Origin of the sequence: Pseudomonas sp. Z4-20 (assembly GCF_051131955.1) — a bacterium.
Classification (GTDB): domain Bacteria; phylum Pseudomonadota; class Gammaproteobacteria; order Pseudomonadales; family Pseudomonadaceae; genus Aquipseudomonas; species Aquipseudomonas marvdashtae.
This window is the reverse complement of the sequence record NZ_CP071641.1, coordinates 2,715,489-2,740,918: the sequence shown is the minus strand read 5'-3', so window position 1 is coordinate 2,740,918 and position 25,430 is coordinate 2,715,489. Positions and strand designations below refer to the sequence as shown.

The 25,430-nt window shown below is 62.6% G+C and carries 26 protein-coding genes; 21 read left to right on the top strand and 5 right to left on the bottom strand.

Annotated features, from left to right (window positions below; genetic code table 11):
• The first annotated feature begins 103 nt into the window (after nt 1-103).
• Entirely contained in the window at nt 104-310 is a 207-nt protein-coding gene (locus J3P82_RS12535) for a tautomerase family protein (RefSeq protein WP_434563493.1), read from the top strand.
• A 222-nt stretch (nt 311-532) separates the two neighbouring features.
• A complete protein-coding gene (locus tag J3P82_RS12530) occupies nt 533-1,267 on the top strand; it encodes an SDR family NAD(P)-dependent oxidoreductase (protein ID WP_434563491.1) in 735 nt (244 codons plus the stop codon).
• A 53-nt stretch (nt 1,268-1,320) separates the two neighbouring features.
• Here J3P82_RS12530 and J3P82_RS12525 read toward each other — a convergent pair whose 3' ends face one another.
• Together J3P82_RS12525 and J3P82_RS12520 are read right to left on the bottom strand one after the other, a co-directional pair.
• Complete coding sequence (locus tag J3P82_RS12525) at nt 1,321-3,471, bottom strand: TonB-dependent siderophore receptor (RefSeq protein ID WP_434563489.1); 2,151 nt, start codon at nt 3,469-3,471, stop codon at nt 1,321-1,323.
• A gap of 81 nt (nt 3,472-3,552) precedes the next feature.
• Nucleotides 3,553-4,965, bottom strand: a complete 1,413-nt coding sequence (locus J3P82_RS12520) for a PLP-dependent aminotransferase family protein (protein ID WP_434563487.1) — start codon at nt 4,963-4,965, stop codon at nt 3,553-3,555.
• Nucleotides 4,966-5,101: 136 nt separating this feature from the next.
• Between J3P82_RS12520 and J3P82_RS12515 the strand changes: the two genes are divergently transcribed.
• The 17 genes from J3P82_RS12515 (at nt 5,102) to J3P82_RS12435 (ending at nt 20,967) form a co-directional block, all read left to right on the top strand.
• Nucleotides 5,102-6,268: an MFS transporter gene (locus J3P82_RS12515; RefSeq protein ID WP_434563485.1), complete on the top strand. Its 1,167-nt coding sequence runs from the start codon at nt 5,102-5,104 to the stop codon at nt 6,266-6,268.
• Between the two features lie 85 nt (nt 6,269-6,353).
• Complete coding sequence (locus tag J3P82_RS12510; RefSeq protein ID WP_186632101.1) at nt 6,354-7,025, top strand: FCD domain-containing protein; 672 nt, start codon at nt 6,354-6,356, stop codon at nt 7,023-7,025.
• A 109-nt stretch (nt 7,026-7,134) separates the two neighbouring features.
• Nucleotides 7,135-8,067 carry a 4-hydroxyproline epimerase gene (locus J3P82_RS12505; RefSeq protein ID WP_434563483.1) on the top strand — a complete coding sequence of 311 codons (933 nt, stop codon included), beginning with the start codon at nt 7,135-7,137 and terminating at the stop codon, nt 8,065-8,067.
• Nucleotides 8,064-9,179: an NAD(P)/FAD-dependent oxidoreductase gene (locus J3P82_RS12500; RefSeq protein WP_434563481.1), complete on the top strand. Its 1,116-nt coding sequence runs from the start codon at nt 8,064-8,066 to the stop codon at nt 9,177-9,179. Before J3P82_RS12505 ends, J3P82_RS12500 begins: the two co-directional genes overlap by 4 nt.
• Nucleotides 9,172-9,408: a 2Fe-2S iron-sulfur cluster-binding protein gene (locus J3P82_RS12495; RefSeq protein WP_434563479.1), complete on the top strand. Its 237-nt coding sequence runs from the start codon at nt 9,172-9,174 to the stop codon at nt 9,406-9,408. Before J3P82_RS12500 ends, J3P82_RS12495 begins: the two co-directional genes overlap by 8 nt.
• Nucleotides 9,405-10,661: an FAD-dependent oxidoreductase gene (locus tag J3P82_RS12490; RefSeq protein ID WP_434563477.1), complete on the top strand. Its 1,257-nt coding sequence runs from the start codon at nt 9,405-9,407 to the stop codon at nt 10,659-10,661. Before J3P82_RS12495 ends, J3P82_RS12490 begins: the two co-directional genes overlap by 4 nt.
• Nucleotides 10,662-11,728: 1,067 nt before the next feature.
• Complete coding sequence (locus J3P82_RS12485) at nt 11,729-12,478, top strand: helix-turn-helix domain-containing protein (protein ID WP_434563475.1); 750 nt, start codon at nt 11,729-11,731, stop codon at nt 12,476-12,478.
• 232 nt (nt 12,479-12,710) lie between these two features.
• Nucleotides 12,711-13,529 (top strand): ABC transporter substrate-binding protein, encoded by an 819-nt coding sequence (locus tag J3P82_RS12480; RefSeq protein WP_434563473.1) that lies wholly within the window; start codon nt 12,711-12,713, stop codon nt 13,527-13,529.
• A 10-nt stretch (nt 13,530-13,539) separates the two neighbouring features.
• Nucleotides 13,540-15,318, top strand: coding sequence for a cis-3-hydroxy-L-proline dehydratase (gene lhpI / locus J3P82_RS12475; protein ID WP_434563471.1), 1,779 nt, complete (start codon nt 13,540-13,542; stop codon nt 15,316-15,318).
• Complete coding sequence (locus J3P82_RS12470) at nt 15,311-15,976, top strand: amino acid ABC transporter permease (RefSeq protein WP_434563469.1); 666 nt, start codon at nt 15,311-15,313, stop codon at nt 15,974-15,976. Before lhpI ends, J3P82_RS12470 begins: the two co-directional genes overlap by 8 nt.
• A gap of 11 nt (nt 15,977-15,987) precedes the next feature.
• Nucleotides 15,988-16,638, top strand: coding sequence for an amino acid ABC transporter permease (locus J3P82_RS12465; RefSeq protein ID WP_186642636.1), 651 nt, complete (start codon nt 15,988-15,990; stop codon nt 16,636-16,638).
• Nucleotides 16,631-17,353 (top strand): amino acid ABC transporter ATP-binding protein, encoded by a 723-nt coding sequence (locus J3P82_RS12460; RefSeq protein ID WP_434563467.1) that lies wholly within the window; start codon nt 16,631-16,633, stop codon nt 17,351-17,353. Before J3P82_RS12465 ends, J3P82_RS12460 begins: the two co-directional genes overlap by 8 nt.
• A 9-nt stretch (nt 17,354-17,362) precedes the next feature.
• Nucleotides 17,363-18,391, top strand: a complete 1,029-nt coding sequence (locus tag J3P82_RS12455; protein ID WP_434563465.1) for a trans-3-hydroxy-L-proline dehydratase — start codon at nt 17,363-17,365, stop codon at nt 18,389-18,391.
• Between the two features lie 57 nt (nt 18,392-18,448).
• Nucleotides 18,449-19,366, top strand: coding sequence for a dihydrodipicolinate synthase family protein (locus J3P82_RS12450; RefSeq protein ID WP_434563463.1), 918 nt, complete (start codon nt 18,449-18,451; stop codon nt 19,364-19,366).
• Nucleotides 19,367-19,529: 163 nt separating this feature from the next.
• Nucleotides 19,530-20,084: a DinB family protein gene (locus tag J3P82_RS12445; RefSeq protein WP_434563461.1), complete on the top strand. Its 555-nt coding sequence runs from the start codon at nt 19,530-19,532 to the stop codon at nt 20,082-20,084.
• A gap of 26 nt (nt 20,085-20,110) precedes the next feature.
• On the top strand, nt 20,111-20,461 hold the full coding sequence (locus J3P82_RS12440; protein ID WP_434563459.1) for a DUF6152 family protein: 351 nt from the start codon (nt 20,111-20,113) through the stop codon (nt 20,459-20,461).
• The gene (locus J3P82_RS12435) at nt 20,461-20,967 is read left to right on the top strand and encodes a DUF6644 family protein (RefSeq protein WP_434563457.1); all 507 of its coding nucleotides are present in this window, start codon (nt 20,461-20,463) and stop codon (nt 20,965-20,967) included. Before J3P82_RS12440 ends, J3P82_RS12435 begins: the two co-directional genes overlap by 1 nt.
• Before the next feature lie 18 nt (nt 20,968-20,985).
• On the opposite strand, the gene J3P82_RS12430 is transcribed toward J3P82_RS12435, so the two are convergent.
• From J3P82_RS12430 to J3P82_RS12420, 3 genes are all read right to left on the bottom strand, one after another.
• Nucleotides 20,986-21,315: a hypothetical protein gene (locus J3P82_RS12430; RefSeq protein ID WP_434563455.1), complete on the bottom strand. Its 330-nt coding sequence runs from the start codon at nt 21,313-21,315 to the stop codon at nt 20,986-20,988.
• A 149-nt stretch (nt 21,316-21,464) separates the two neighbouring features.
• On the bottom strand, nt 21,465-22,676 hold the full coding sequence (locus J3P82_RS12425; protein ID WP_434563453.1) for a cytochrome c biogenesis protein DipZ: 1,212 nt from the start codon (nt 22,674-22,676) through the stop codon (nt 21,465-21,467).
• A 70-nt stretch (nt 22,677-22,746) separates the two neighbouring features.
• Entirely contained in the window at nt 22,747-23,010 is a 264-nt protein-coding gene (locus tag J3P82_RS12420) for a DUF2790 domain-containing protein (RefSeq protein WP_434563451.1), read from the bottom strand.
• Nucleotides 23,011-23,241: 231 nt separating this feature from the next.
• Here J3P82_RS12420 and J3P82_RS12415 point away from each other — a divergent pair, with 231 nt between their 5' ends.
• Both J3P82_RS12415 and J3P82_RS12410 read left to right on the top strand, forming a co-directional pair.
• Nucleotides 23,242-23,982, top strand: coding sequence for a response regulator (locus J3P82_RS12415; protein WP_186610708.1), 741 nt, complete (start codon nt 23,242-23,244; stop codon nt 23,980-23,982).
• Nucleotides 23,979-25,301: an ATP-binding protein gene (locus J3P82_RS12410; protein WP_434563449.1), complete on the top strand. Its 1,323-nt coding sequence runs from the start codon at nt 23,979-23,981 to the stop codon at nt 25,299-25,301. The genes J3P82_RS12415 and J3P82_RS12410 overlap by 4 nt, the downstream gene beginning before the upstream one ends.
• Nucleotides 25,302-25,430 lie beyond the last annotated feature (129 nt).

Sequence of the window (25,430 nt, the reverse complement as noted above, 5' to 3'; positions counted from 1 at the left end):
CTGAATATTCCCAATGCCTGTTTATCAGCCCGTGGCGTATAAATACAGTGGCCTCGATTGCGCGGGGCTCTTCCTGCGTACATTTGTTCAATTGGAGTGCAGCATGCCTTTCGTCAACGTTCGTATCACCCGCGATGGCGTTACCCGCGAGCAGAAAGCCCAGGTGATTTCCGAAATCACCGAAACCTTGCAGCGCGTGCTGGGTAAGGATCCACACCTGACCCACATCGTGATCGAGGAAGTCGACACCGATAACTGGGGCTATGCAGGGATAACGACGACGGAGTTTCGAAGCCAACCCAAGGAATAATATTCAGTCCCTCCCGAGCCCGGCCCGATGACCGGGCTTTTTTTGTGCCTGCAGACCTCATCCCGCACTGTTTACAGCGAAGCCGAGCATTAATTACACCACGTATCAACTCAAGTACCAGAAGCCATATTTATCAAACCCAAGCGCACCAATACCCTGATCACAACCAGCGGCCAAACCGCCGCAGCGGTTCCCAACTCAACGTGATCAGGAGTCAATATCATGAGCAATCAAAAAACCGTCATCATCACCGGCGCATCCAGCGGCATTGGCCTTGGCTTGGTCAAGGCGTTCCTGGCACGCGGCTATAACGTAGTGGGCAACGCCCGTTCCCAGGCTGGCCTGGACGACGCGGCGGGGCAACTGGGTCATCCAGCCAATTTCATCGGCGTGGCCGGCGACATTGCCGAACCTGCGACTTCAACCGCCCTCATCGGCAAAGCCATCGAAGCCTTCGGTGCCGTGGATGGTCTGGTCAATAACGCCGGTTTCTTCCTGCCAAAACCCTTCGTTGAATACAGCCCCCAGGATCTCGAGTCGCTGCTGGACACCAACCTCAAAGGGCTGGTTTACGCCAGTCAGGCCGCGGCCGCCCACATGATCAGCCGCCGGCAGGGTTTCATCATCAACATCTCCGCCTCGGTGGCCTTGCAACCGAACATCCAGGTGCCGGCCGCGTTGCCGGTACTGATCAAGGGCGGTGTGAACCAGATGACCCGCGCCCTGGCCTTGGAATTGTCGCCCCACAACATCAAGGTCAACGCGGTGGCACCCGGCATCATCGACACGCCCATGCATGACCCGGCGCACCGCGATTTCCTCAACAACCTGGCCCCGGCCGGTCGGGTGGGCACCATCGACGAGATCGCCGACGCCGTGCTGTACCTCGCCAGCGCGGATTTCACGACCGGCGCGATCCTGCCGGTGGACGGCGGAATGAGCACCGGCAAGTGGTAAAAACAAAAAAACCCGAAGGCAGGACCTTCGGGTTTTTTCATGGGACTTGGCAGTTACAGCGTGTAGGAAATCCCAGCCTGCACGGTGCGCGGCGCGCCCGGATAGGCGTAGACACCACCAAACGCGCCCTCTTCGTAATCGGCGTCGAACAGGTTCTTCAGGTCCAGGTTGAGACGAATGCGTTCGTTGACCTTGTAGTAGCCAAGCAGGTCGACCACGGTGTAATTGTCCATGGTGAAGGTGGTAGCCGCCGTGTTACCGGCCCGCTCATCGACGTATTTGGTGCCCACGCCCAGGCCTAGCCCCTTGAGGCCGCCGTCCTGGAACTCGTACATGTTCAACAGGCTGAAGGTGTTCTTGGGCACGTTGAGCAAACGAGTGCCGGTGGGGATGTTCGCGTCCTTGGTCACTTCGGCATCGACGTAGGCGTAGCCGCCGATCACTCGCCACTCGGGTGTCAGGTTGCCCGCCACGTTCAGGTCGAAACCACGACTGCGCACTTCGCCAGCGGCCACATTGAAGGTTGAATCCAGCGGATCCGGGGTCAAGACGTTGCGTTTTTCGATCTGGTACACCGCCGCATCGACGCTCAACTGGCGATCCAGGGCTTCCCATTTGACGCCCATTTCGTAGGACTTGCCTTCTTCCGGCTTGAACCCACCGCCTTCGCGGCTGGCGCCGTTGTTGGGTTTGAACGAACGGGCGGTGTTGGCGTAGACGGCCACCGTGTCGGTCAGGTCGTAGATCACGCCCAGGCGCGGCGTGACCGCGCTTTCGGTGACGTCCCAGTTGCGGCTGCCTGGCCGTTGGTTAGCCGGGACAGGCACAAACGTCTCATATTGATGCTCGAACCGCTCGAAACGCGCACCAGCCAACACCTTCAAACGCTCGGTCAGCGCCACTTGATCCTGGACGAACACACCAAACGTCTTGAGGTTTTCCTGGTCGTCGGTGGGCGTGCGGGTCAATGCCGGACGCGGCTGACCAGACACCGGATCGAAGATGTCGATCGGATAGGCACCGACGGCGCCGGACGAGCGGCGAATGATCGACTGGTAGTCATAATCTTCATACTCCACGCCGGTCAGCAGCGTGTGCTCGAACCCGCCGGTAGAGAAACGCCCGGTGAGGTTGAGCTGGGTGTCGCGGTCGGTCCATTCGAGCTTGCGGTAGTTGAAATTGCGCCCCAGGGTACGTCCGTCGGCGGCGATGCCGTTGCCTTCGACCGCATTGCCTTGAAGCGTCCCGTCGAGCCACTGGGTGCCGCCGGCCAGGGTCCAGTCATCGTTGAGCATGTGCTCGAAACGCACCTGCAGCATGCTGTTGTCGTTGTGCAGTTTGCCGACGTCTTTTTCGCCGAAAAAAGTGTCGCGGGACGCCGTGCCACGCTGCCCGGCGTAGTGGGTCAAGCCACGGTCCAGGGGATGATTGTTGCGCATGAAATCGCCTTCGAAGATCAGGCGCGTGGTGTCGTTGACCTGCCAGGAGACCACGGGCGCAACGCCATAGCGTTCGGTCTCGACATCGTCGCGGAACGTGTCGCCGCCCTCGCCGATCACATTCAGGCGATACGCCAACCGCCCTTCTTCGTCCAAGGGGCCGGACGCGTCCAGGGTGCCTCGGCGCATCCCTTGGTCGCTGACCTGGCTGCCCAGGGTCACCGCGCGCTCGGCCAGCGGTTGCTTGGAAACCACGTTGAAAGTGCCGCCGGGATCGCCACGGCCATAAAGCATCGTCGCCGGGCCGCGCAAGACTTCCAGTCGTTCGATGGTGTTGGCATCGGGCATGTTCGGGTAGCCACGATTGATCGGAAAACCGTTGCGGTAGAACTCACCCGTGGTGAAGCCGCGCACGGTGAACGTGGTCAAGCCTTGGCCACCAAAGTTGTTGGCCCGGCCTACGCCGCCGGCGTAATCGAGCGCGTCTTGCAGGCGAGTGGCGCTGAGGTCTTCAACGACGTCGCGGGACACGACAGAGATGGACTGCGGGGTTTCATGGATCGCGGTGTCGGTGCGCGTGGCACTGGCCGAACGGGTCGCGCGATAACCCTTCACTGGCCCCTGGGCGGTTTCGAAATCCGCGGTGCCTACGATATCAGTGGCTTGCAGCTCCAGAGGTGCCCTGCCTGCAAGGCTGGGCTCGTCTGCCCACGTGGGAATTGAATAAGCCTGGAGCACACACAGTGAAACGAGTATCCGACGCATCGACCACAATCCTAACCAAAAGAACGTCGGCCCTCTGGTGGACCGACAAGAATGTGTCGCGAAAGATACAGCAAATCATTGCTATTTGATATTCGTTCCCATTAGTACCGTTGTGCCAATTGTCGAGTCATTCTCGATCTGTCTGAAAAAAGCCTGCGCGCGGGCATCCTGGGTGTACGCCACATTCAACCGCAACCAGTCACACGCTTCACCTTGGGGCAAGAACGTCGACCCCCGGGAAAGCTGCACTTGCAGTTGCGCGGCGATCTGCTGCACCCGCTCGGCCGGCACGTGCCGCGGCCTGGCCCACACGAACAGGCCTCCGCTGGGTTCGGCGAACACCTGCCAATAAGCCGGATCGAGCTGACGCAGCGTGCTCGCCATCTGCTTGTTCAAGCGCAGGCGCAAGCGTTGGATCAACTTGCGATACGCGCCGTTGGCCAACAAGGTTGCCACGACGTTTTCCGCCAGCAACGAGCAACCGATGCCGGTGACCATTTTGATCTCGGCCAGGCGGTTGATGATCTCGGGTTGGGCGACCACGTAACCGATGCGCAACGAACTGGACAATGTCTTGGAAAAACTCGCCAGGTATATCACCCGGTCCAAGGCGTCGAGGGAGGCCAGGCGAGACGTCGGGCCGTTCTGGAAGTCGGCATAGATGTCGTCCTCGATAAGGCGAAAGTCGTGCAGTGTCGCCAGTTGCAACAGGCGATACGCCACGCTGGGCGCCAGGCTCGTGCCGGTGGGGTTCTGGTACATGCTGTTGATGAAGAAATACGAAGGTCGATGCTCTTCGAGCAGCCGCTCCAGGCTGGCGATGTCCGGCCCTTGAGCGGTTCTCGGGACCGACAGAGTCCTGACCCCGTGCAACTTCAGCAGGTTGAACAGGTTGTAATAACCTGGGCTTTCCACCAGCACCAGTTCACCCGGCCTGAGTAGCGTACGCACCAACAGGTCGAGACCGTGGCTGGCGCCTTGGGTGGTGAGGATCTGACGAGGATCGACATGAATGTCAATCAGGCCCAGGCGTTTCTGGATGTGCAGGCGCAGATGAGCGGAGCCCAACGGTGTGCTGTAGTTGAACAGCGCCTGATTGTCGCTGCGCACCACCTGGCGGATCGCCTGGCCCAGATCAGTGTCGTCACGCCACGCGTCCGGCAGCCAGCCGCACCCCAGCTTGAGTTGCGTCGATTGCTGATCGAACAACGGCCATGCGACCGTGTCCTCGGCTTGCGACGCCAACGCCTCGGGCAACTGTTGCGCCACGAAAAAACCCGAGCCATGCCTGGATTCCAGCACCCCGCTGGCCACCAACTGGTCATAAGCCTTGATCACGCTCGACAGGCTCAGGTCATTTTCCGTTGCCAGTTGGCGGATCGAAGGCATTCGGGCGCCAGCACGAACGCCATGGGTGTTGATCCAGCCCGTGATTTGGGCGACGAGGTGCCGCAGCAGAGGCCCCGTAGCGTTGCGATCGATCTTCAGGTCCATGGTGCGGGTTCTCGATCAAGTGTTCTCTCATTTTGGACGAACAGTTAAGCATAAAAGGCGACTGTCTGTTCCTTGTTTGCGCGGTGCCCTGACGTGATAGTCCCAAGGACTCTCTACCTCGCTTCAAGGAGCACTTTTGAACGCACAGCAACGACACTCATGGGGATTGGCTTTCGGCCTTTGCCTGATCACCCTGGCGGTCAATCTGCAGGCGCCGCTGTATACCACTTATGCGCAGTTGTCCGGCTATGGCGCCGCTGCCACGGCGGTGGCGTTTTCCGGTTATGTGTTGGGCGTGCTGCCGGTGCTGCTGGCCTTCGGCGGATTGGCCGACCGGGTGGGCCGCAAGCCGCTGATCCTTGCGGCGCTTGGCCTGTCGATGCTGGCGACGGTGGTCACCGTGCTCTGGCCAAACCTGATCGCCCTTGGGGTGGCGCGCCTGATGATGGGCGTCGGCACCGGGCTGGCCTCCGCAACTTCGACTGCGTACATGATGGAGCTGATGCCGACGTGCGACGCCCGTTCGCCGGCTAATCGAGTCACGGCCAGTACGTCGCTGGGCTTTGGCCTGGGCGCGGCGTTGACCAGCCTGTTCTTGCTCGCCCTTCCCAGCGTCACGCCTGGCAGCTTCTGGTTGCAGTTGGTGCTCGCTGCCTTGGCCCTGGTCGTGGTCTGGCGCCTGCCGGACCCCGCCGAGAGAATCAAGCATGCGCCGTTGCTGCGCCTGCCTGTGTTTCCCAGTGGCAGCCTGCCCTACAGCTTTTCCATGCTGCTGGCCTGGGCGACGTCGGGCCTGGTGATCGCCATCCTGCCCTCGGTGCTCGCCGCTCATGACTTGCAGCAATGGTCCGGCCTGTCGACCTTCACGGTCATCAGTTGTGGGTTGATCTTTCAACCGTGGGTACGCCGCATGCACCCGGCCAGGGCCACCGGATTGGGCTTGTTGATTTTGCCTTTGAGCTACGCCCTGCTGGCCTGGGGCGCGAGCCAGGGTTCGCTGCCCGCCGTGTTGCTGGGCGCACTGGGCGCCAGCAGCGCGTGCTACGGTTTTCTGTACTTGGGTGGATTGTCGGCCATCACCGCCATGGCGGGTGCGCAGAAGGCCCGGGTCACGGCCGGATTCTTCCTGTTCGCCTATGTCGGGTTCAGTATTCCGGTCGTGGTGACGGGGTTGCTGGCCGATCATTTCGGCGCTGATGTCGCGCTGATCGTGTTCGGCCTGGCGCTGCTGGCAGGTGCCTCTATCACCGGGCTGCTGATCGTGCGGACAGTTGCCTTCACCGCCCAACCGTCTCACGGCTGAACGTACGCGTACTTAAATGGCAAGGGGATTTATCGGCGACGAATTCGTATACCATATCCCCAAATCAGCCGAACGACCTGCCGCCGTGACTTTATCCAAGTTCAACCTGCCTGATCTGGGCAACACCCCCTCCACTTCGGAAATCATCACCCGGCATCTGCGCGATGCCATCGTGGCCGGACATTTTGCCGAGGACGAGCCGATTCGCCAGGACGACATCGCCCGGCAGTTCAACGTCAGCAAGATCCCCGTGCGCGAAGCCCTCAAGCGCCTGGAGGCCGAAGGGTTGGTGATGTTCCAGCGCAACCGCGGGGCCATGGTCACGCGCATGTCCGAGGCCGAGCTGGCGCAGATGTTCGAGGTGCGGATGCTGCTGGAAGACAAAGTCCTGCGCCTGGCGATTCCCAACATGACCGAAGCGACCTTCGCCCGGGCTGAAAGCATCTGCCGGGAATTCATCGGCGAAGACGACGTCGGCCGCTGGGCAGAGCTGAACTGGCAGCTGCACGCCTGCCTCTACGAGCCGGCGCAACGACCCTTCATGGTGGGGTTGATCCGCTCGGTCCACGACAAGCTGGAGCGTTACCTGCGCATGCAGATGAGCTTGTCCGCCGGCAAGGAACGCGCCGACCATGAGCACCGCGACATCGTCGATGCCTGCCGCGCCGGTGATGTGGAGCGCGCGGTGAAGCTGCTGGACGAGCACATCGCCGGCGTCTGCAAGACGCTGTTCGAGTTCCTGCCTTCGAGCCGGTAACGCATCGACGCTGTGCCGATTTCGTCACCCACGGCAGATAAAACCCTCAAGCCGCCAACCCCCGACGCGGGCCACGCTTGCGTTCACTCACCTGAACGGACGTGGCGCCATGAAACGCATCACCGTGATCGATTCCCACACCGGCGGCGAACCGACCCGATTGGTCACCGACGGTTTCCCCGACTTGGGCCAAGGCAGCATGGCCGAGCGCCGGCAACGGCTGGCCGGCCAGCATGACGCCTGGCGCACCGCGTGCGTGCTGGAACCACGCGGCAGCGATGTGCTGGTGGGCGCCTTGCTCTGCGAACCGGTGGATCCGTCGGCCTGTGCCGGGGTGATCTTCTTCAACAACAGCGGTTACCTGGGCATGTGCGGCCACGGCACCATCGGCCTGGTTGCATCACTCGCGCACCTGGGCCGGATCGGCCCCGGCGTGCACAGCATCGAAACCCCAGTGGGCACCGTGCAGGCGACCCTGCATGACGATCACAGCGTCAGCGTGCGCAACGTACCGGCCTACCGTTATCGTCAGGCGCTGCGCCTGGAGGTGCCTGGCATCGGCCCGGTGGTGGGCGATGTGGCGTGGGGCGGCAACTGGTTTTTCCTGGTCGCCGACCACGGCCAGCGCGTGGCCGGTGACAACCTCGACGCGCTGACCGCCTACACCTTTGCGGTCCAGCAGGCTTTGGAGCAACAAGGCTTTCGTGGCGAGGACGGCGGGCTGATCGATCACATCGAACTGTTCGCCGAGGATCCCCATGCCGACAGCCGAAACTTCGTGCTCTGCCCGGGCAAGGCCTATGACCGGTCTCCGTGCGGCACCGGTACCAGCGCCAAGCTGGCGTGCCTGGCGGCGGACGGCAAACTGCAGCCTGGGCAGATCTGGCGTCAGGCCAGTGTCATCGGCAGCCAATTCGAAGGTTCTTATGAGCGCTCGGGCGAGCGCATCGTGCCGACCATTCGCGGCCGAGCCTACATCAGCGCGGAAACCACGCTGGTCATCGACCCGGACGACCCGTTCGCCTGGGGCATTCGTTCGTGAGCGAAGGCCACGCCGCCGATGTGATCATCATCGGCGCCGGGATCATCGGCGCCGCCTGCGCCCGGACCTTGGCCCGGCGTGGCTTGCGGGTCTTGGTGCTGGACGCCGGTTGGCACGGCGCCACGGCCGCCGGCATGGGCCACCTGCTGGTGCTCGATGACAACCCGGCGGAACTGGCCCTGAGCCAATATTCCCTGCAGCGATGGCGCGAACTGGCGCCCGCCCTGCCCCACAGCTGCGCCTGGCGCAATAACGGTACGCTGTGGCTGGCGGCCAACGCCGAAGAAATGGCCGTGGCCCACAGCAAATACCTGAACCTGTTGGCCCACGGCGAGGCCTGCGAACTGATCGGTTGCGCCGCGCTGCACCAGCGCGAACCGGAGCTGCGGGCCGGCCTGGAAGGTGGGTTGCTGATCAAGGGCGACGGCATTCTCTATGCGCCCGCCGCTGCCCAGTGGATGCTCGATCACGACAACATTCGCCAACAGCGCGCCGAAGTCAGCGAAGTCGACGGCCACCGCGTACGCCTCGCCGATGGTCGCTGGCTGAGCGCCGAGGCAGTGGTGCTGGCCAACGGCATCCAGGCCACCGGGCTGTGCCCGGAGCTGCCGATCGAACCCAAGAAAGGGCATCTGTTGATCACCGATCGCTATCCCGCCAGCGTCACCCACACACTGGTCGAGCTGGGCTATGTCACCAGCGCCCACAACGCCAGCGGGCCATCGGTGGCGTGCAATATCCAGCCGCGACCCACCGGGCAATTATTCATCGGCGCCTCGCGGCAATTTGGCAACGTCGATCCACAAGTTGAAGGCTGGATGTTGGCCAAGATGCTCAAGCGCGCCGTGGACTACATGCCAGGACTGGCGCAGCTCAACGGCATTCGGGCTTGGACCGGTTTTCGCGCGGCGAGCCCCGACGGCCTGCCGCTGGTGGGTCAACATCCACAGCGCAAGGGCCTGTGGCTGGCGGTGGGTCATGAAGGACTGGGCGTGACCACTGCCCCCGCGACCGCCGATCTGCTGGCCGCGCAGCTGTTCAATGAAGCTTCGCCGCTTGTCCCGCAGCCTTACCTGCCACAGCGCTTCCTGGGAGAACCGGCCCATGCCTGAATTATTTCTTGATGGCCGTCCATTGTCGGTCGCCGATGGCACTAGCGTCGCGGCGGCATTGGCCCTGGGCGCGGACGGCTGCAGCCGCACCTCGGTGACCGGCCAGCGTCGCGCGCCCTTGTGCGGCATGGGCGTCTGCCAGGAATGCCGGGTGATGATCGACGGTTGTCGGCGGCTGGCCTGCCAGACGCTGTGCCACGAAGGCATGCAGGTGCGAACCCGACCATGAACGAATCCACTGACATCCTGATCGTCGGTGCCGGCCCGGCCGGCATGGCGGCAGCCCTCGCGGCGGCAAGCAGCGGCGCACACATCCTCCTGCTGGACGATAACCCGATCCCGGGCGGACAGATCTGGCGCGACGGTCCCCAGGCCCACCTTCCCACCGAAGCACAGCGGCTACGCGACCGCTTGCAAGGTTGCAGCACCATACAGTGCCGCACCGGCACCCGGGTGATCGCCAGTGCCGCTGAGAAAACCCTGCTGGTGGAAGATGCCGAGCGGGGTTGGCTGATCAGCTACGACCGCTTGATCCTGTGCACCGGTGCCCGCGAGCTGCTGCTGCCCTTCCCCGGCTGGACGCTGCCCGGCGTCACCGGCGCCGGCGGTCTGCAAGCGCTGATCAAGGGCGGCTTGCCGGTGCGTGGCGAACGTCTGGTGGTGGCCGGCAGCGGCCCACTGTTGCTGGCCAGCGCGGCCACGGCCAGACATCACGGGGCGCAGGTGCTACGAATCGCCGAACAGGCCAGCCGCTCGGCCGTGGCCGGTTTCGCCATGCAGCTGCCGCGCTGGCCGGGTAAATTCTTGCAATCGTTCAGCCTGTTCGACGGGCACTACCGCACCGCCACCCACCTGCTGGAAGCCTTCGGAACAGATAAGCTCGAAGGCGTGCGCCTGCAGCAACACGGCAAAACCGTTGAACTGGCCTGCGACCGGTTGGCCTGCGGCTTCGGCCTTATTCCCAACACCCAGCTGGGCCAGGCATTGGGCTGCGCCCTTGGAGGACAGGCCCTCGCGGTCGATGCCTGGCAAGCCACCACTCGCCCCGGACTTTACGCCGCAGGTGAATGCACCGGTTTTGGCGGCAGCGAACTGGCCTTGGTCGAAGGCGCCATCGCCGGCCACGCCGCCGTCGGCGATACCGTGGCGGCCCAGCGCTTGTGGCCCCGTCGGGCGCGATGGCAGGGTTTTGCCCGGTCGCTGAACGCTGCCTTTGCGCTGGATTTGCGCCTGAAGCAGTTGGTTCGGGATGACACGTTGGTTTGTCGCTGTGAGGACGTGTCTTTTGGCGAGCTGAGCAGTCATGGGAACTGGCGTGAGGCGAAACTGGCGAGTCGTTGTGGCATGGGGGCTTGTCAGGGGCGGATTTGTGGTGCGGCGCTGGAGCATTTGCTGGGCTGGACGCCGCCCCTTCCCCGTCCGCCCTTCAGCCCGGCGCGGATTGAGACGTTGCTTAGGTTGGAAGAGACTCCACCTGCTTGAGTGCGCTTCTGGTGGTGTTTTTCGGATTTTTGCGTGTATATCCGGTTTTTTAGTGAAGGCTACTGGCGGTTTCGCTTTTACAGCGACTCACTTTTATAAAGCGTAAAAGTAAGCAAAACGCTTTTGCCCCACCACTTGGCACCTCGCCTAGGCTCGGTGTGCCTGAACGAAGGCATTGCTCCGTGGGCCGCCGCGAAGGGCCATCCATGGCCCAGCGCGGCTAACCCGGCATCCATGCCGGGTTGCCCACTGCGCAATACCTTCGTTCAGCCAGCGTGGTTAACGGGGCGCCGAGATCAACGTCCACCGCGAGGCGGCCTGATAGCCGACCTGGTTTGGGTGGGACTGCGTTTTTCCTGTGCGAGCCTGCTTGCTGCAGCACTCAAGAAAAACGATACCCCCGTGGCGAGGGAGCTTGCTCCCGCTCGGCTGCGCAGCAGTCGTAAAATGCAACTCTGATTATCCAGATACACCTTGCTGAGTGGTTTTGGGTCTGCTGCGCAGCCCAGCGGGAGCAAGCTCCCTCGCCACAGGTTTATCGTTTGCTTTCGAAAGCGGCATTTGCTTGTGGGAGTGAAAACCAAGGTACTTTCGTCATTCTGCCAACTGCCATCGCGAGCAAACCCGCACTCACAGGAGATACGCGGTCCCCTCTAGAACCAGGTCGGCTCTAAGGCCGCCTCGCGGCGGACGTTGATCTCAGCGCCCCGTTAACCACGCCGGCCGAACGCAGGCGTTGCTCCGTGGGTATCCCGGCATGGATGCCGGGATAGCCGCGCTGGCCCATGGATGGGCCTTCGCGGCGGGCCCACGGAGCAATGCCGGAGTGAGGGCATGCCGAGCCTAGGCGAGGCACCAAGTGGTGGGGCAGAGGCGCTTTGCTTACTTTCGCGCCTTTCGAAAGTGAGTCGCTGTAAAAGCGAAACCATTAGCAGCCAACAACCACAAAAACGGATATGTACGCAAAAAACGCCCCACGACAAACATCATTCCCCAGACGAACACGTGACAAACACATCCCCCTCAATCAACACTCACCCCCTCACCAAAAAAAGACGAAGCAGGCCATGTACCCCTCGCTCTCATCCTTCGCACCGTGCAACCTCGACACCTTGCTGGGAAGCCTGAAATCCATAGCACCCTTGCTCGACACCCTCACGGACACCGTGTTCTTCATCAAGGACCAGCAAGCCCGCTACGCATTCGTCAACCGAACCCTCGCCCGGCGCTGCGGTTTCAAGCACAGCGACGAGCTGATCGGCCTCACCGCCGAGCAAGTATTTCCGGAGCGCTTCGGCCCGTTGTACACCGAGCAGGATCGACGAGTGCTCGCCAGCGGCCGAGAACTGGCCGACCAGCTCGAACTGCACCTTTATTACGGCAATCAGCCGGTGTGGTGCCTGACCCACAAACTCGCCCTGCAGCAACCCGACGGCCAGATCGTGGGCTTGGCCGGCATCTCGCGCGACCTGCAACGACCGCAATCGAGCCACCCGGCTTTTCAGAAGCTGGCTGCGGTGGACGCGCACATCAAGCAGCACTTCGCTCGACCCATCAGCCTCGCCGAGCTGACCGCCATTGCCGGGTTTTCAGTGGCGCAACTGGAGCGACACTGCAAACGCATCTTCCAACTCACGCCGCGCCAGATGATCCAAAAAGCGCGGCTTGACGAGGCTTCGCGGCTGCTGTTGGAAAAGGACCTGCCCATCACCGAGATCGCCCTGCGCTGTGGATACACCGACCACAGTGCGTTCAGCCGCCAGTTCCGCGCGCTGACCAGCCTTTCGCCCAGTCAATACCGCGAAAACTTGCCCTGAAGCTGTTCCTTAACGGGGCGCTTATGGGCGCGACTGCTCCCATCTGTAACACCGCACCTGCGTGTCCCCACCCGTTGCTGATGGGCTCAAAGTCCGGCAAAGCAATGTTTTTCAAAGGCTTATCGACAAGCTCGGACTATAGGCCAAAGAGGCATGCCAATTGCTTATCCAATATCGTATACGAAATCCTCAATACGATATCTCACCGCATTTATTCGACAGCGAGGCATTTATGAAGAACCCTGCATTGGCCGTAGCCCTCAGCGTTGTGCTTTTCCCGCTGCTCTCCCTTCCCGCCCAGGCCGACAAGCTCGACGACATCATCGGTTCGGGCAAACTGCGTTGCGCCGTGACCCTGGATTTCCCGCCCATGGGCTTTCGCGATGGAAGTAACAAGCCGGCGGGCTTCGACGTCGACTATTGTCACGACCTGGCGAAGGTCCTCGGCGTCGATGCCGAAGTGGTTGAAACGCCGTTCTCCGACCGAATCCCCGCACTGCTTTCGAGCCGTGCCGATGTGATCGTCGCCTCCACCTCCGACACCTTGGAGCGGGCCAAGACCGTCGGGCTGACCGTGCCCTACTTCGCCTTCCAGATGGTCGTGCTGACCCGAGACGACACCGGGATCAACAGCTACGCCGACCTCAAGGGCAAGAAACTCGGTAACACCAGCAGCACCTATGAAGCCATTGCTCTCGAGAAAGACCAGAAAAGCTGGGGCAGCGGCAGCTTCCGTGCCTATCAGTCGCAGAACGACACCCTGCTGGCCGTTGCCCAAGGGCACATCGATGCGACCGTGGTGACCAACACCGTGGCCGCCGCGACGATCAAGTCGGGCAAGTACAAGGGCTTGAAAATCGCCGGTGATGCGCCTTATGTCATCGACTACGTGTCCCTCGGCGCCAAGCGCAGCGAGTATGGCCTGATCAATTACCTCAACCTGTTTGTCAACCAGCAGGTGCGCACCGGCCGGTACAAGGAGCTGTTCGTCAAATGGGTCGGCACCGACATTCCGCCGGCCAACCTGACCGTGCCCCAGGTCTACTACTGAGGATCGGGGCATGCCAAGCACGCCTAACTGCTTGCAGGGCCGCAGCCTGGTCGAGGGTGCCGCCGAGGGTACCCTGCTGTTCGCCGACGTCGGCCTGAGTTTCTGGGGCGGGGTCGACCCGGCCACGGGCGAAGTCATTGACCGGCACCACCCCCTCAGTGGCGAACACCTGGCCGGTCGGGTGCTGGCGATTCCCAGCGGACGCGGTTCCTGCACCGGCAGCAGCGTATTGATGGAACTCATCAGCAACGGCCACGCACCGGCCGCCCTGGTACTGGCCGAGGCCGATGAAATCCTCGCCTTGGGCGTGCTGGTGGCCGAGGTTATTTTCCAGCGCTCACTGCCGGTTTTATGCATCGGACACGAGGCGTTCAACCGACTGCGCGGGCAAGGATTCGCTCGCCTGGAGGGTAACCGCCTGACCTTGTCCGGGCGCAGGCCCAACGATCAATGGCACGAGACAGACGGCCGTCCGCCCTCGTCTTTGCCTCCCGCTGTGCGCTTGAACGAGCGGGATCAGGCGCTGCTCGACGGTGCCCACGGCAAGGCTGCCCAAGTGGCGATGCACATCGTCCTGCGCATGGCCGACATCCAGGGCGCCACTGAGCTGCTGGACATCACCCAGGCGCACATCGACGGCTGTATCTACACCGGTCCGGCCAGCCTGCGCTTCGCCGAACAGCTGGTGCAGTGGGGCGCGAAAGTCTGCGTGCCCACCACCCTCAATTCGATTTCCGTGGACCAGCGCCGCTGGCGCGAGCTGGGCGTCGACCCGGCCTTGGGCGAGCCGGCCAGTGCGTTAGGCGATGCCTACATGGCGATGGGCGCGCAGCTGAGTTTCACCTGCGCGCCCTACCTGCTGGACACCGCGCCGAAGGCCGGCGAGCAGATCGTCTGGGCCGAGTCCAATGCGGTGGTCTACGCCAACAGCGTGCTCGGTGCCCGTACGCAGAAGTACCCGGACTTCCTCGATATCTGCATCGCCCTGTGCGGTCGTGCACCGTTGGCCGGCTGCCATCTCGATGATCAGCGCAAGGCCGGCCTGATCGTCGAGGTGCCCAGCCTTGGCCCGGTGGACGATAGCTTCTACCCGCTGCTCGGTTACCACGTTGGCAGTTTGGCAGGCCGGCGCATTCCGCTGATACGCGGGTTGGAGAACGCCGCCCCCACCCTGGACGACCTGAAAGCGTTTGGCGCAGCATTCGCCACCACCAGCGCCGCGCCGTTGTTCCACATCGCTGGCGTCACGCCGGAAGCCATCGACCCGGAGGATGTCCTGGACCGCGACGCCGTGCTGCCGCTGGAGATTATCAACGCCGCGGGTTTGCTTGCCAGTTGGCGCGAACTCAACAGCGCCCGCCACGGCCACGTCGACGTGGTTTCCCTGGGCAACCCGCATTTTTCCCTCAGCGAATTCGCCGCCCTGGCGCAGCTGTGCGCAGGCCGGGGCAAACACCCCGACGTGGTGCTGGCAATCACCTGTGGCCGTGCCGTGCTCGAGCAAGCTCGCCTGGCAGGTCACCTGGACGCCATCGTGGCGTTCGGCGCAACGCTGGTCACCGACACCTGTTGGTGCATGTTGGGCGAACCGGTGATCCCGCCAGCCGCCACGACCTTGATGACCAACTCGGGCAAATACGCCCATTACGCGCCGGGCCTGGTGGGTCGCGGCGTGCACTTCGCCAGTCTCGGCGATTGTGTCGAGGCCGCCTGTACCGCCACAGCCAGCGGCCAGCCGCCGCCGTGGCTGCAACCCACCGCACGCCAGGGGACCGCACGCCATGTTTGACTACAGCTTCCAATGGCGCCCGGCCCTGCGCGCCTTGCCCGACATGCTCGCCGGGGCTTGGGTGACCTTCGAGACCGCTGCGCTGTCGATGATCTTCGGCGTGCTGATCGCCCTGGTGCTGACGGTGATGCGCCAGGCCCGTCACCCGTTGCTGCGCGCCGTCGGCAATGGCTGGGTGTCGATCGCCCGCAACACGCCCTCGCTGTTCCAGATCTACATTCTCTATTTCGGCCTCGGCTCACTCGGGTTGCACGTCAGTTCGTGGCTGGCCTTGCTGGCCGGGATCACTTTCAACAACGCTGGCTACCTGGCGGAAAACTTTCGCGGCGGGCTCAAGGCTGTGCCGAGTACGCAGATGCGTGCCGCCCGCTCATTGGGCATGAGCGCGTTCCAGGCCTACCGGATGATCATCGTCCCGCAGCTGCTGCGCATCGTCTTCTACCCATTGACGAACCAAATGGTCTGGGCGGTCCTGATGACCTCCCTGGGCGTCGTGGTCGGCCTCAACGACGACCTCACCGGCGTCACCCAGGAATACAACGTCAAGACTTTCCGCACCTTCGAATATTTCGCCCTCGCGGCGGTGCTGTATTACCTGATCGCCAAGCTGATCGTCGGGTTGGCCCGGCTGTTGTCCTGGCGCTTGTTTCGTTACTGAGAGGGCTCGTCATGTTTTCTACCAGCCTCACCGTTAACGACGTCTTGTACCTGCTCGACGGCGCCTGGGTCACGGTGCAACTCACCGCGTGGTCGATCCTGTTGGGCACCGTCGCCGGATTGCTGTTCGGCTTGCTGCGGGCGTTGTTGCCTCGGGCCAGCTTGCCGTTGGCCTGGGTGCTCGATGTGTTTCGCAGTGTGCCGCTGCTGATCCAGTTCGTGCTGTTCAATTCCCTCAAGAGCATCGTCGGCCTGAACCTCAGCGCCTTCGCGGTCGGTTGCATCGTCCTTGGGGTCTACGCCGCCGCGTATTTCACCGAGATCGTGCGCGGCGGCGTGCTGGCGGTGCCGTTGAGCACTCGGCGGGCCAGTCGATCCCTGGGCATGACCTACTTGCAGGACCTGCGTTTCATCGTCCTGCCAATCGCTACACGCGTGGCTTTTCCCGGTTGGTTGAACCTGGTACTCGGCGTGATGAAGGACAGCGCCCTGGTGATGTGGATCGGCATCGTCGAACTGCTGCGCGCTTCGCAAACCATCGTGACGCGCATCCAGGAACCCCTGCTGGTGCTGTGCATCGCGGGCCTCATTTATTACGTCATGAGCCTGGTGGTCGCCCGCCTGGGCGCGCGCCTGGAAAGAAGGTGGCAAGAAAATGATTGAGATCGAAAACGTGCACAAATCCTTTGGCAACCTCGAAGTGGTCAAGGGCGTCAGCCTGACGGTGAACAAGGGCGAGGTCGTCTCGATCATCGGCGGCTCCGGCTCCGGCAAGTCGACCCTGTTGATGTGTATCAACGGCTTGGAGCCAATCCAGAAAGGCAGCATCCGCGTGGACGGCGTGGAGGTCCATGACAGCGCTACCGACCTCAACCGGTTGCGCCAGAAGATCGGCATCGTCTTCCAGCAATGGAACGCCTTTCCCCACCTGACCGTGCTGGAAAACGTGATGCTCGCGCCGCGCAAGGTGCTGGGCAAAAGCAAGCAGGACGCCGAGGCGCTGGCGGTGAAACAGCTTGAGCACGTGGGCCTGGGCGACAAGCTCAAGGCGTTCCCCGGCAAGCTGTCCGGCGGCCAGCAACAGCGCATGGCGATTGCCCGGGCGCTGGCGATGTCGCCGGACTACATGTTGTTCGACGAAGCCACCTCGGCCCTCGATCCGCAGCTGGTGGGCGAAGTGCTGGACACCATGCGCATGCTTGCCGAAGACGGCATGACCATGGTGCTGGTCACCCACGAGATCCGCTTCGCCCGGGACGTCTCCGACCGCGTGGCGTTCTTCTGCAACGGGCGGGTCCATGAAATCGGGCCGCCGGACCAGGTGCTGGGCAATCCTGTGCAGCCGGAGACGGCAGCGTTCCTCAAGTCGGTGAAATAGGAGCAACCCATGCGCTCATCCAAAGTCATTCATGTCGTGAGCTGCCACGCCGAAGGCGAAGTCGGTGATGTGATCGTCGGCGGCGTTGCCCCTCCTCCCGGCGATACCGTGTGGGAACAATCGCGCTGGATCGCCCGAGACCAGACCCTGCGCAATTTCGTCTTGAACGAACCCCGTGGCGGCGTGTTTCGCCACGTCAACCTGCTGGTGCCGGCCAAGGACCCGCGGGCGCAAATGGCCTGGATCATCATGGAGCCGGCCGACACGCCGCCGATGTCCGGCTCCAACTCGTTGTGCGTCGCCACCGTGTTGCTGGACAGCGGCATCCTGCCGATGAGCGAACCCCAGACGCGGTTGGTGCTTGAAGCCCCGGGCGGCCTGATCGAAGCCGTGGCCGACTGCCGCGACGGCAAGGTGCAGCGGGTCGAGATCAAGAATGTGCCCTCCTTCGCCGACCGCCTCGACGCCTGGATCGAAGTCGAAGGCCTGGGTTCGCTGCAAGTGGACACGGCCTACGGCGGCGATAGCTTCGTCATCGTCGACGCCCACCGCCTGGGCTTCGCCATCCGGCCTGACGAGGCCGCCGAGCTGGTGGCCGTGGGGCTGAAGATCACTCGCGCGGCGAACGAGCAGTTGGGCTTCGTGCACCCATTGAATGCCGACTGGTCGCACATTTCGTTCTGCCAGATCGCGGCGCCCATCGTGATGGAAAACGGCGTTGCCACCGGCGCCAACGCGGTGGTCATCCAGCCCGGCAAGATCGACCGCTCGCCCACCGGCACCGGCTGCTCGGCGCGCATGGCGGTGCTGCACGCCAAGGGCCTGATGCAAGTGGGCGAGCGGTTTATCGGCCGCTCGATCATCGGCTCCGAGTTCCATTGCCGCATCGATTCACTGGCCGAGCTGGCCGGACGCACGGCGATTTACCCGTGCATTGCCGGACGGGCGTGGATCACCGGGACCCACCAGCTGTTGCTCGACCCGGCGGATCCGTGGCCCGAGGGCTATCGGCTTTCGGATACCTGGCCGGGCGCGTGATTTCCAGCCTCACCCAAAACCCTCGCCACAAAAGCACTATCACAAACGGAGACAACCATGAGCAAACGCATCAACTGGAGCGGCGTATTCCCCGCTGTCACCACCCAATTCAACGGTGACTTTTCCATCAATCTGGAGAAAACCCATCAGGTCATTTCCAACGTTATCCGCGATGGCGTTTCCGGGCTGGTGGTCTGCGGCTCCGTGGGTGAAAACACCTCCCTGAGCGCCGAGGAAAAAATCGCCGTGACCGAAGTCGCGGTGGACGCTTCCCGTGGCCGGGTGCCGGTGATCTGCGGCGTGGCCGAGTTCACCAGCGTGCAGGCCGCCAAGGTTGCCAATGCCGTGCGCAAGGTCGGCGTCGACGGAGTGATGCTGATGCCGGCGCTGGTCTACGGCTCCAAACCGTTCGAGACCGCCGAGCATTTCCGCTACGTGGCCCGGCATGCCGACGTGCCGTTGATGGTCTACAACAACCCGCCGATCTACAAGAACGACGTCACCCCCGACATCCTGATTTCCCTGGCCGACTGCGACAACGTGGTGTGCTTCAAGGATTCTTCTGGCGACACTCGGCGCTTCATCGACGTGCGCAATGAAGTCGGCGATCGCTTCGTGCTGTTCGCCGGTCTCGATGATGTGGTGCTGGAAAGCCTCGCGGTGGGGGCCGAAGGCTGGGTCTCGGGCATGTCCAACGTATTCCCGAAAGAAGGCGAAACCATCTTCCGCCTGGCCCGCGCCGGACGCTTTGCCGAAGCCATGCCGATCTATGAATGGCTGATGCCGATCCTGCACCTGGACGCCCGCGCCGACCTGGTGCAGTGCATCAAGCTGTGCGAAGCCATCGCCGGTCGCGGCAGCGCCCTGACCCGCCCTCCGCGGCTGGCCTTGCCGGAAGCAGATCGGCTGTATGTGGAGCAGATCATGGCCAAGGCCCTGGCCAATCGGCCGGTGTTGCCGGAAGTGGGGCTTTAAAGCCCTCGCGCGAAAAAGTGCCTGCAGGAACCGTTGTGGCGAGTCGTTAGCGAGACTCGCCACAACGGTTGCAGTTCTGGAACGGACCGACCAATAACACGCCATGGCCCCGGGGGCTTGCTACGCTTGTTCAGCTAAGCCATAGACCGGAAGGCAGGCTCCCATGAACTATTTCCTCGCCCAGGCCCTGAACAACCAGTGGGCAAACCACAGGCTTCTCGGCGCGTGTACGCAGCTGAACGCTGCCGAGTATGAGGCCTACCGCACGAGCTTCTTTCCTTCCATCCAAGCCACGCTCTGCCACATCCTGGAAGTGGATTGCTATTACCTGACCGCCTTGGAAGGCGACGTCGAGGGACAGGAACGGGATTTCTTCCAGACCTTGGCTTTCGCTGAGCTCAAGGAAAACCAGGGCCAGGCCGACCACAGGCTGGTGACTTTCTGCCAAACCCTGCGCAAAAAAGACCTCGCCCGCGCCATTGATCTAGTACGAGCCGACGGCCGGGTTCGCGAACGGATCGATCGGTTGCTGCTGCACTTGTTCGAACACCAGATCCATCATCGCGGCCAGGTCCACACCATGCTCAGCGCCACCCACGTCGATCCGCCGCAACTCGATGAATTTTTTCTCGACTGCGACCGCCAGTTCCGAGCGGACGAGGAGCAGCGGCTTGAACTTGATGAACAGCGGGTCTGGCGCGATTACCTGCCCGACTGAATCGAATCGCTCAAGGAGACCTTGCCATGAACATGACCCTTCGTTGCATCGGTTTATCATCGATGCTGATTGCCACGGCGGCGCTTGCCCACCATGGCTGGAGCGAATACGACGCGAGTAATCCGCTGACGCTCGAAGGCACGATAAAGGAAGCCGGCTATTCCCATCCCCATGGCACCGTGCGCCTGCAAACCTCCGACAAGACCTGGACCGTGGTGCTCGCACCGCCCTCACGCATGAAGAACCGCGGGCTGAGCAAAGACATGCTCAAGGCGGGTAACTCCGCCACCGTGGTCGGCTACGCCAACCGCAACAAGCCCGACGAGCTGCGCGCCGAACGCATCACCATCGGCGACAAGACCACCGAGTTGCGCTGATGCAGGACACCGCTTCAGCCGCCGCCCCGCGAGGCTGGATGGACCAACTGGGCGACTCGTCCCTGGCGTTGGCCATGCGCAGCGAGCTATGGCTCTATCCGCTGGTGGAAGTGGTGCACATCATTGGCTTTTCGCTGCTGGTGGGTGCGGTGGTGATGTTCGACCTGCGCCTGCTCGGGTTGTCAAAGGATATTGCCGTGTCCGCATTGGCCCGGCACCTGCTGACCTGGGCCGTTGCGGCCCTGGTATTGATCGTGCCTGCGGGGCTGATGATGTTCAGCGCGCACCCTCATGACTTCGCCGGCAACAGCGTCTTCTTGCTCAAGCTGTGTTTGATTGCGGCGGCGGGCATCAATGCCCTGCTGTTTCATATCGGCGCCTACCGTTCGGTCGAGCAATGGAACACCGGCCGCACAACACCCAGCCTGGCCAAAGCCCAGGCATTGCTGTCCATCGTCCTGTGGATCGCGGTGATTTTCTGCGGCCGCCTGCTGGCCTACACCTGAAAAAAACCGGCTTGAAGATTATCGTCGCGCCAATTCGTGACGCACGCATTGTTCGAAATAGGTTTGCTTGACGGCGGCCGGCTTGAGGCGCGAAGCGCTGTTGTAGGTCTGCTCGGTAATGCCCAGGGCGGTCATGCGCATCCAGGGCCGAGGGAACTTGCGCACTTGCAGCTTCTTGCGCGCGCCGTACAGGCTGACGCCAGACAGCTTCGAGGCTTGGGCGCCCGCCGCGATGTCCGCCCCCCAGCGACACACCGACTGCTGGTTGGCGGTGAGGGCCTTGGCCTGGGCTTCAAGCGAGACGGCGGCCAATAGCATGACCGCCGCGATCCAGATAGAAACACGCATAGGTTTGTCGTCCAACTTTCTGAAATAGAAGAAGTTTGACTTCACCTTGATGAGCAAGGGGCCAGCACTGTCGAAAAACTAGAAACGCTTGCAGCGTAATCATTCAAGCGATTGAAATATATGCCATTTTTAACTAATCCTTGCCACGGTTACTGGGTCGCCTTGGCTTCTTGCAGCAGTTGCTGAATCACTTGCTCCTGCTCGCCGTACCGTCCTTCGCCAAAGTGGCTGTAGCGTACCTGCCCCTTGGCGTCGATGAAGTAATGGGCAGGCCAGTACTGGTTGTTGAAGGCGCGCCAGATTGCATATTGGTTGTCGATCGCGACCGGGTACTGGATGTCCAGTTTGCGGACTTGGTCGCGCACGTTGGCGATGATCTTCTCGTAGCCGTACTCGGGGGTGTGCACACCGATCACCACCAGCCCGTCCTTCTCGTATTTCTTCGCCCAACCGTTCACGTATGGCAGCGTGTGCTGGCAGTTGATGCAGTCGTAGGTCCAGAAATCCACCAGCACCACCTTGCCCCGCAGCGCCTCGCGGTCCAGCGGCGGCGAGTTCAGCCATTGCACAGCACCGTCCAGCGAAGGCATGGCGCCCTGGGATTCGAGGTCCGGCATCGAGTTCGCACCGGCCTTGCTGACCACGTAGTCGATGGCCTTGGGCACGTTTTCCAACAGGCTTTTTTCCAGGCTGGTCGATTGCCGGGACGAGGTGTTGGCGAGCAGGCGATCATCCACCCCGGTGCCAATCGCCACGGCGGCCAACAATACCAACGCCCCGGTGGCGCGGCGCAGCCAGGCCGTGATTGGCAGCGAGGGTTTCAGTCGGCCGATCAAGCCGCGGCCAGCCAGGATCAGCGTGCCCAGCGACAAGGCACTGCCCAGGCCGTAGGCAAGCAGAAGCAGACTGGTCTCGGCGCTGGCGCCTTGCAACATGGCCCCGGTCAGGATCACCCCAAGGATCGGCCCGGCGCAGGGCGCCCAGAGCAGCCCGGTGGCGACCCCGATCAACAGCGACCCCGCAGGACCGGCCATTCGTCCGGCACCGGCGTCAAGTCGATTGCCCAGGCTGACCAGCGGACCCGAGAGCCAGATACCGACCCGGCTGAACATCAACGACAGGGCGAACAGCACCATCACCACCAGGGCGACTTGCCGGCCGACGCTGCTGGCGTGGATCACCCACTCGCTGCTGACCACCGCCAGGCTGGAAACCAGGGCGAACGTCAGCATCATGCCGGCCAGCGTCAACAGTACCGAGCTGCGCGATTGATTGGCCCGGGCGAACAGGAACGGTACTACGGGCAGGATGCAGGGGCTGAGGATCGTGAGGATCCCGCCGAGAAAAGCGATCAGAAGCATGGGAACACCTCACTATAAATGGCTGACGCAAACCCTGTGGCGAGGGAGCAAGCTCCCCCGCCACAGAAGATCAGTTTTCGTTGCTGCAGTTATCGGAGAACTTGCGATAGTCCAGCGCCTGCTTGTGACCCATCGAGTCGAGGTAGGTCATGTGGGCATTCACCACGCCACACGCCGGCTGCGGATCTTCGGTCAGGGACAGCACTCTCTGGATATCCAGGTGCGAGCCGTAGGTGTAGACCTGTGCTTGGCCAGTGCTTTCGGCCCGGGCCGACAGGGTGCAGATGTTCAGCGCGGCGAACAGGCAGGCGGCGTAGATGGCTTTGGTGTTCATGAAGGAGTCCTCGATGCGTTCAATGGATGACTTTGCTGCGAGGCCAGTTGTGTTGCCCCGATGGAAGCCATTGAACGCTGCCCAGGTATCGCGCCTGTATCGGGCCGGGCGGCTTTTTGCATCGCTGTGTATCCGCCGCCCGCCAGATACACTGCAATACAAACCGGCGCGGGCCATGCCGGTCGGCGGCTGTAGACTGGCCAGCAACAACAGGCAAAGGGGCAGAACACCATGGACCATGTCGATCATGTGTTGATCGTGGATGACGATCGCGAGATCAGGGAACTGGTAGGCAATTACCTGAAAAAGAATGGCCTGCGCACCACCGTGGTCGCGGATGGCCGGCAGATGCGCACGTTCCTGGAAACCACCCCGGTGGACCTGATCGTGCTGGACCTCATGATGCCCGGCGACGACGGCCTGGTGCTGTGCCGGGAACTGCGGGCCGGCAAGCACAAGGCCACACCAGTTTTGATGCTCACCGCCCGCAACGACGAAACCGACCGCATCATCGGTCTGGAAATGGGTGCCGACGACTACTTGGTCAAGCCCTTCGCCGCCCGTGAATTGCTCGCCCGGATCAACGCTGTGCTGCGCCGCACCCGCATGCTGCCGCCGAACCTGGTGGTCACCGAGAGCGGGCGTCTGTTGGCGTTTGGTCGCTGGCGCCTGGACACCACTGCCCGCCACTTGCTCGACGGCGACGGCACCATGGTTGCCCTGAGCGGTGCGGAATATCGCCTGCTGCGAGTGTTTCTCGACCATCCGCAACGGGTGCTCAACCGCGACCAGTTGCTGAACCTGACCCAGGGCCGCGATGCCGACCTGTTCGACCGTTCCATCGATCTGCTGGTCAGCCGGCTGCGCCAACGCCTGTTGGATGACGCCCGTGAACCGGCCTACATCAAGACCGTGCGCAGCGAAGGTTATGTGTTCTCGTTGCCGGTGGAGATCCTCGAGGCCTCGGCATGAGTCTGCCGCTACGCTGGCCGCGCACCCTCGCCTCGCGCCTGTCGCTGATCTTCCTGATCGGTTTGGTCCTGGCCCAGGGCCTGTCGTTCGGCGTGCAGTACTACGAACGCTACGAGAGCGCCAAGAACACCATGCTCGGCAACCTGGAAACCGACGTTTCGACATCAGTCGCCATTCTCGACCGCCTGCCGGCCGCCGAACGGCAGTCCTGGCTGCCGAAACTCGCCCGGCGCAACTATGACTACGTGCTCGACGAAGGCGAGCCAGGCATGCCGATGCTCCCCGACAATGCACCGGTATCGGTCAGCTCGATCCAGGAAGCCCTGGGTGAATCCTATGCGCTGACCTACAACCAAATCCCAGGGCCAAAGATGCATTACCAGGCGCACTTGCGCCTCAAGGATGGCAAACCTTTGACGATCGACGTACGCCCGGCGATGGCGCCTCTTTCGCCCTGGCTCCCGGCGGTGTTGCTCGGGCAACTGGCGCTTTTGATCGGCTGCACCTGGCTGGCCGTGCGCATCGCCGTCAGCCCCCTCACCCGGTTGGCCCGGGCGGTGGAGACCCTCGACCCGAATGCCCACGGCGTGCGCCTGGACGAAAAAGGCCCAACCGAAGTGGTGCATGCGGCCAAGGCGTTCAATGCCATGCAAGACCGCATCGCCGCTTACCTCAAGGAGCGCATGCACCTGCTGGCGGCCATTTCCCATGATTTGCAGACGCCCATCACCCGCATGAAGCTGCGCGCCGAATTCATGGACGACGGCATTGAAAAGGACAAGTTGTCCAGCGACCTGAGCGAAATGGAGCATCTGGTGCGCGAAGGCGTGGCCTACGCCCGCAGCATCCATGGCGCCACCGAGGCCAGTTGCCGGATCAGCCTGGATGCGTTCCTCGACAGCCTGGTATTCGACTATCAGGACACCGGACAGGATGTGCAGTTGTCCGGCAAGAACGCCGCCGTCATCGATACCCGCCCTCATGCGCTGCGCCGGGTGCTGGTCAACCTGGTGGACAACGCCCTGAAATTTGGCGGTGCAGCAGAAATCCAGGTCCAGCCTGCCGACGACGGCCAACTGGCGATCCAGGTACTGGACCGTGGCCCCGGAATCAGCGAGGAAGAACTGGCAGAAGTGCTCAAGCCGTTCTATCGGGTGGAAAGCTCGCGCAACCGGGAAACCGGCGGTACGGGCCTGGGGTTGGCCATCGCCCTGCAACTGGCGAACGCCATGGGCGGGTCGCTGAGATTGAGCAATCGCGACGGCGGCGGCTTATGTGCCGAATTGCGCTTGGGCCGCGATACCGCCCGCGCAGGTTAGCCGGATTGATCCGCGGGTTTGTATACCAGTGTGTCAACGGGCACACGGCATACACAAACTTGCACAGGGCCCCTTCTCCAGACACACCCCGCTTACACCCACTTGAAAGACTCCTTGTGTCCCCGGCCA

Excerpts from the sequence above, each read along its gene's own strand:
- J3P82_RS12535 (WP_434563493.1), top strand. The coding sequence starts at position 104 with ATGCCTTTCGTCAACGTTCGTATCACCCGCGATGGCGTTACCCGCGAG.
- J3P82_RS12530 (WP_434563491.1), top strand. The coding sequence starts at position 533 with ATGAGCAATCAAAAAACCGTCATCATCACCGGCGCATCCAGCGGCATT.
- J3P82_RS12525 (WP_434563489.1), bottom strand. The coding sequence starts at position 3,471 with ATGCGTCGGATACTCGTTTCACTGTGTGTGCTCCAGGCTTATTCAATT.
- J3P82_RS12520 (WP_434563487.1), bottom strand. The coding sequence starts at position 4,965 with ATGGACCTGAAGATCGATCGCAACGCTACGGGGCCTCTGCTGCGGCAC.
- J3P82_RS12505 (WP_434563483.1), top strand. The coding sequence starts at position 7,135 with ATGAAACGCATCACCGTGATCGATTCCCACACCGGCGGCGAACCGACC.
- J3P82_RS12495 (WP_434563479.1), top strand. The coding sequence starts at position 9,172 with ATGCCTGAATTATTTCTTGATGGCCGTCCATTGTCGGTCGCCGATGGC.
- J3P82_RS12490 (WP_434563477.1), top strand. The coding sequence starts at position 9,405 with ATGAACGAATCCACTGACATCCTGATCGTCGGTGCCGGCCCGGCCGGC.
- J3P82_RS12485 (WP_434563475.1), top strand. The coding sequence starts at position 11,729 with ATGTACCCCTCGCTCTCATCCTTCGCACCGTGCAACCTCGACACCTTG.
- J3P82_RS12480 (WP_434563473.1), top strand. The coding sequence starts at position 12,711 with ATGAAGAACCCTGCATTGGCCGTAGCCCTCAGCGTTGTGCTTTTCCCG.
- lhpI (WP_434563471.1), top strand. The coding sequence starts at position 13,540 with ATGCCAAGCACGCCTAACTGCTTGCAGGGCCGCAGCCTGGTCGAGGGT.
- J3P82_RS12470 (WP_434563469.1), top strand. The coding sequence starts at position 15,311 with ATGTTTGACTACAGCTTCCAATGGCGCCCGGCCCTGCGCGCCTTGCCC.
- J3P82_RS12465 (WP_186642636.1), top strand. The coding sequence starts at position 15,988 with ATGTTTTCTACCAGCCTCACCGTTAACGACGTCTTGTACCTGCTCGAC.
- J3P82_RS12460 (WP_434563467.1), top strand. The coding sequence starts at position 16,631 with ATGATTGAGATCGAAAACGTGCACAAATCCTTTGGCAACCTCGAAGTG.
- J3P82_RS12455 (WP_434563465.1), top strand. The coding sequence starts at position 17,363 with ATGCGCTCATCCAAAGTCATTCATGTCGTGAGCTGCCACGCCGAAGGC.
- J3P82_RS12450 (WP_434563463.1), top strand. The coding sequence starts at position 18,449 with ATGAGCAAACGCATCAACTGGAGCGGCGTATTCCCCGCTGTCACCACC.
- J3P82_RS12445 (WP_434563461.1), top strand. The coding sequence starts at position 19,530 with ATGAACTATTTCCTCGCCCAGGCCCTGAACAACCAGTGGGCAAACCAC.
- J3P82_RS12440 (WP_434563459.1), top strand. The coding sequence starts at position 20,111 with ATGAACATGACCCTTCGTTGCATCGGTTTATCATCGATGCTGATTGCC.
- J3P82_RS12435 (WP_434563457.1), top strand. The coding sequence starts at position 20,461 with ATGCAGGACACCGCTTCAGCCGCCGCCCCGCGAGGCTGGATGGACCAA.
- J3P82_RS12430 (WP_434563455.1), bottom strand. The coding sequence starts at position 21,315 with ATGCGTGTTTCTATCTGGATCGCGGCGGTCATGCTATTGGCCGCCGTC.
- J3P82_RS12425 (WP_434563453.1), bottom strand. The coding sequence starts at position 22,676 with ATGCTTCTGATCGCTTTTCTCGGCGGGATCCTCACGATCCTCAGCCCC.
- J3P82_RS12420 (WP_434563451.1), bottom strand. The coding sequence starts at position 23,010 with ATGAACACCAAAGCCATCTACGCCGCCTGCCTGTTCGCCGCGCTGAAC.
- J3P82_RS12415 (WP_186610708.1), top strand. The coding sequence starts at position 23,242 with ATGGACCATGTCGATCATGTGTTGATCGTGGATGACGATCGCGAGATC.
- J3P82_RS12410 (WP_434563449.1), top strand. The coding sequence starts at position 23,979 with ATGAGTCTGCCGCTACGCTGGCCGCGCACCCTCGCCTCGCGCCTGTCG.